The following is a 4,218-nucleotide window of genomic DNA, read 5'->3' as shown; positions in this document are numbered from 1 at the left end:
TTCCTCGCCCCGCCATCCACGCCCAGGGCCTCACCGTCGCCCGAGGCCCCCGCACAGTCCTCCGCAACCTCGACTTCGCCGTCCACCCAGGCCAGATCACCGGTCTTCTCGGCCCTTCGGGTTGCGGCAAATCGACCCTGATGCGAGCCGTCGTCGGCACGCAGGCCAAGGTCACCGGCACCCTGAACGTCCTCGGCCGACCCGCAGGCGACGCCACCCTCCGCTCCCGCATCGGCTACGTCACCCAGGCCCCCTCGGTCTACGACGACCTGACCGTCCGCCAGAACCTCGCCTACTTCGCCGCGGTCCTCGACCCCGGCCGCGCCGCCGCCGACCGCCGCGACGAGAACGTCACCCGGGCCATCGCCGACGTGGCCCTCACCACCCACGCCGACGCCCTCGCCGGCAACCTCTCCGGCGGCCAACGCAGCCGCGTCTCCCTGGCCGTGGCCCTCCTCGGCACCCCCGAACTCCTGGTCCTCGACGAGCCCACCGTCGGCCTCGACCCCGTACTCCGCCGCGAACTCTGGACCCTCTTCGACACCATCGCAGCCGAGCGCCGGGCCACACTCCTGATCTCCTCCCACGTCATGGACGAGGCCGAGCGCTGCCACCGCCTCCTCCTCATGCGCGAGGGCGAGGTCCTCGCCGACGACACCCCCGACGCCCTCCGCACCCGCACCCACACGGAAACGGTCGAGGCGGCCTTCCTCCACCTCGTCGACGAGGCCGCCGCATCCACGGCCGAAACCCCGACCCAGGCCACGACCGACACCCACGAGAAGGAGCCGACGCGATGACCACGACGCCGAACGCGGACCCGCCCACGAAGAAGCAGACGCAGCCGAAGCACACCCAGCCGAAGCAAACGGAGCCGAAGCAGCCGGAGCAGAGGAACGCGACGAACCGGCACCCGAGGACAAGCGACTCCGTCGCACCCACGGCCCGCCACACCAGGGCTCTGAGCTACGCCCGCACGACCGCCACCGCGGCCCGAGTCCTCCGCCAACTCGGCCACGACCCCCGCACGATCGCCCTACTGCTCCTCATCCCGTGCCTGATGCTCTTCCTGCTCCGCTACGTCTTCGACGGCAACCCACGCGTCTTCGACTCCATCGGCGCCTCACTCCTCGGCATCTTCCCGCTGATCACGATGTTCCTGGTGACCTCGATCGCGACCCTGCGCGAACGCACCTCCGGCACCCTGGAACGCCTCCTCTCCATGCCCCTGGGCAAGGGAGACCTCATCGCCGGCTACGCCCTGGCCTTCGGCACCCTGGCGATCATCCAGTCCGCCCTCGCCACCGGTCTGGCCGTCTGGTTCCTCGACCTGGACGTCACCGGCTCACCCTGGCTCCTCCTGATCGTCGCCCTCTTCGACGCACTGCTGGGCACCGCCCTCGGGCTCTTCGTCTCGGCCTTCGCCTCCTCCGAGTACCAGGCCGTGCAGTTCATGCCGGCCGTGATCTTCCCCCAGCTCCTCCTCTGCGGCCTGTTCACCCCACGCCCCGAGATGCACCCCGCCCTGGAAGCCATCTCCAACGTCCTCCCCATGTCGTACGCCGTCGACGGCATGAACGAAGTCCTGCTGCACAGCGACATGACCGCCACCTTTGTCCGTGACATCACGGTCGTCGCCGGCTGTGCCCTGCTGGTCCTGACCCTGGGAGCGGCGACCCTGCGCCGCCGCACGACCTAGCGACCCCCGAGCACATGCCCTGACGTTCCGCCCACCGGACACGCCAGCCGGACGTCCGCCCCCGGTGCGAGGATGGCCCCAGGACGACGCACCCCCCGGAGGGCACCCGCACCATGAGCCAGAAAGTCGCAGTCCTCGGCACCGGCAAGATCGGCGAGGCCCTGCTCAGCGGCATGATCCGAGCCGGCTGGGCGCCCGCGGACCTCCTGGTCACCGCCCGCCGCCCCGAGCGCGCCGAAGAACTCCGCACCCGCTACGGCGTCACCCCGGTCACCAACGCCGAGGCGGCGAAGACCGCGGACACGCTCATCCTCACGGTCAAGCCTCAGGACATGGCCACTCTTCTCGATGAACTGGCCCCGCACACGCCCGCCGACCGTCTGGTCGTCAGCGGCGCGGCAGGCATCCCCACCTCCTTCTTCGAGGAGCGCCTGGCCGCAGGCACTCCTGTCGTCCGTGTCATGACGAACACCCCCGCCCTCGTCGACGAGGCCATGTCCGTGATCTCCGCGGGCAGCCACGCGAGTGAGGCCGACCTCGCGCACGCCGAGGAGATCTTCGGCGCCGTCGGCAAGACGCTCCGCGTCCCCGAGTCCCAGCAGGACGCCTGCACCGCCCTCTCCGGCTCCGGCCCGGCGTACTTCTTCTACCTGGTCGAAGCCATGACGGACGCGGGCATCCTCCTTGGGCTGCCCCGGGACAAGGCCCACGACCTGATCGTCCAGTCCGCCATCGGCGCGGCCACGATGCTCCGCGACAGCGGCGAACACCCCGTCAAGCTCCGCGAGAACGTCACCTCTCCCGCCGGCACGACGATCAGCGCCATCCGCGAACTCGAGAACCACGGAGTACGCGCCGCACTGATCGCCGCCCTGGAGGCCGCCCGCGACCGCAGCCGCGCACTGGCCTCCGGCAAGAAGGACTGACGCCCCGCGCGGTCAGCCGGCCAGCAGACCGATCGCCCGGTACGCCTCATCCACCCTCGGCCGAGCCATCTCTCTGGCCTTCGCCGCACCCATCCGCAGCACCCCCTCCACATACGCAGGATCCGCGCACAACTCCTTGTGCCTCTCCTGTACGGGCCTGAGGAGCTCGACCACGGCCTCTGCGGTGTCCTTCTTCAGTGCTCCGTACGATTCATATACACCGCTCAGGTCGTCGGGGTTCCCACCCTCGCAGGCAGCGAGGATCTCCAGCAGATTCGCGAGCCCCGGCCGCTGCTCCCGGTCGTACACGACGTCCCGCCCGCTGTCGGTCACGGCGCGCATGACCTTCTTCCGCACCACATCCGGTTCGTCCAGCAGATAGACGATCCCCGGTCCGACGTCGTCCGTCTTCCCCATCTTCGACGTCGGGTCCTGAAGGTTCATCACCCGCGCCCCGACCTTCGGCGAGGTGGCCCGAGGCACCACGAACGTCTGCCCGTACCGCTGGTTGAAGCGCACCGCCAGGTCCCGCGTCAGCTCCACATGCTGCGTCTGGTCGTCCCCGACCGGCACTTCGTCGGTCCCGTACGCCAGGATGTCCGCCGCCATCAGCACCGGATACGTCAGCAGCGACAGCCGGACACTTCCGCCCCGCTCCCGCTCCCGTGCGGCCTTCTCCCTGTACTGGATCATCCGCCGCATCTCGCCGTCCGTGGCCACGCACTCCAGCAGATACGAGAGCCGAGCGTGCTCATCCACATGACTCTGTACGAAGACGGTGCACAGCTCGGGATCCAGCCCTGACGCCAGCAGAAGCGTCGCCGCCTGCCGGGTGAGTCTGCGCACCCGGGCCGGATCGTGGTCCACGGTCAGCGCGTGCAGGTCCACGACGCAGAACAGGGCGTCCGTCCGGTGCTGGTCGACCTCGGCCCACCGCCGCACGGCGCCCAGGTAGTTCCCCAGCGTCAGATGCCCTGTCGGCTTGATCCCGCTGAAGACCCGTGTCATCTCTCCACCTCCTGATCGGGGCCGCCGCCACCGTGCGGCCGACCTCCCAGGAGGGAGAAACGAGAACGGCCGCCAGGGCGGCGGCCGTTGAGTACATACGTGAGTACGGCCGCCGTCAGGCGGCCCACCACTGCTGGCGACACGTACGCGTAGTCATGGAGCCCAGGCTACGCCCGCGAGGGGCCGATCGGCAGCGAGTTGACACACCCCGAGCCGATGCGTAGTGTTCTCCGGGTTGTCCGACGTGAGCGCCGACCTCGGTTGGTCCCCGGACAGCCATTCCGCAGGTAACCATCAACAATCGACGATCCGTCGTCGTGCCCTTGGTATGCGTATTTGCGAAATGAGGAATCCGCGTTCGAAAGGACGTAGCCCCCGATTAGCTCGGGAGCCGGGAATCCGCTAAAGTCTCACTCGTCGGAACGGCCCAACAGCCGTGAAGGCAACTCCCGCTGACTGGGAATCAGGCCCGAAAGGATCTGATAGAGTCGGAACCGCCGGAAAGGGAAACGCAGAAGCGGAAACGCGGAAGCGGGAACCTGGAAAGCACCGAGGAAATCGGAACCGGAAACGGTCTGATAGAGT

General features: G+C 68.8%; 4 protein-coding genes. 3 read left to right on the top strand and 1 reads right to left on the bottom strand.

The features are described from left to right. Positions 1–14 precede the first annotated feature (14 nt). The 3 genes from P1P70_RS41505 to proC all read left to right on the top strand — a co-directional run bounded on the left by P1P70_RS41505 (position 15) and on the right by proC (position 2,625). Positions 15–800: an ABC transporter ATP-binding protein gene (locus P1P70_RS41505; RefSeq protein WP_319247204.1), complete on the top strand. Its 786-nt coding sequence runs from the start codon at positions 15–17 to the stop codon at positions 798–800. Beyond that, a complete protein-coding gene (locus tag P1P70_RS41500; protein ID WP_319247202.1) occupies positions 797–1,699 on the top strand; it encodes an ABC transporter permease in 903 nt (300 codons plus the stop codon). The genes P1P70_RS41505 and P1P70_RS41500 overlap by 4 nt, the downstream gene beginning before the upstream one ends. A 113-nt stretch (positions 1,700–1,812) precedes the next feature. Continuing rightward, positions 1,813–2,625: a pyrroline-5-carboxylate reductase gene (gene proC / locus P1P70_RS41495; RefSeq protein ID WP_045562668.1), complete on the top strand. Its 813-nt coding sequence runs from the start codon at positions 1,813–1,815 to the stop codon at positions 2,623–2,625. A gap of 12 nt (positions 2,626–2,637) precedes the next feature. Here proC and trpS read toward each other — a convergent pair whose 3' ends face one another. Continuing rightward, positions 2,638–3,633: a tryptophan--tRNA ligase gene (gene trpS / locus P1P70_RS41490; protein ID WP_319247201.1), complete on the bottom strand. Its 996-nt coding sequence runs from the start codon at positions 3,631–3,633 to the stop codon at positions 2,638–2,640. Positions 3,634–4,218: the final 585 nt, after the last annotated feature.

The sequence above is a fragment of the Streptomyces sp. MB09-02B genome, from assembly GCF_033794485.1.
In the GTDB taxonomy this organism is placed as follows: domain Bacteria; phylum Actinomycetota; class Actinomycetes; order Streptomycetales; family Streptomycetaceae; genus Streptomyces.
Note: the sequence above shows the minus strand (reverse complement) of the source record. Positions and strands in the feature narration are given on the sequence as shown.

Coding starts and splice junctions, on each gene's coding strand:
- P1P70_RS41500 (WP_319247202.1), top strand. CDS start 797: ATGACCACGACGCCGAACGCGGACCCGCCCACGAAGAAGCAGACGCAG.
- proC (WP_045562668.1), top strand. CDS start 1,813: ATGAGCCAGAAAGTCGCAGTCCTCGGCACCGGCAAGATCGGCGAGGCC.
- trpS (WP_319247201.1), bottom strand. CDS start 3,633: ATGACACGGGTCTTCAGCGGGATCAAGCCGACAGGGCATCTGACGCTG.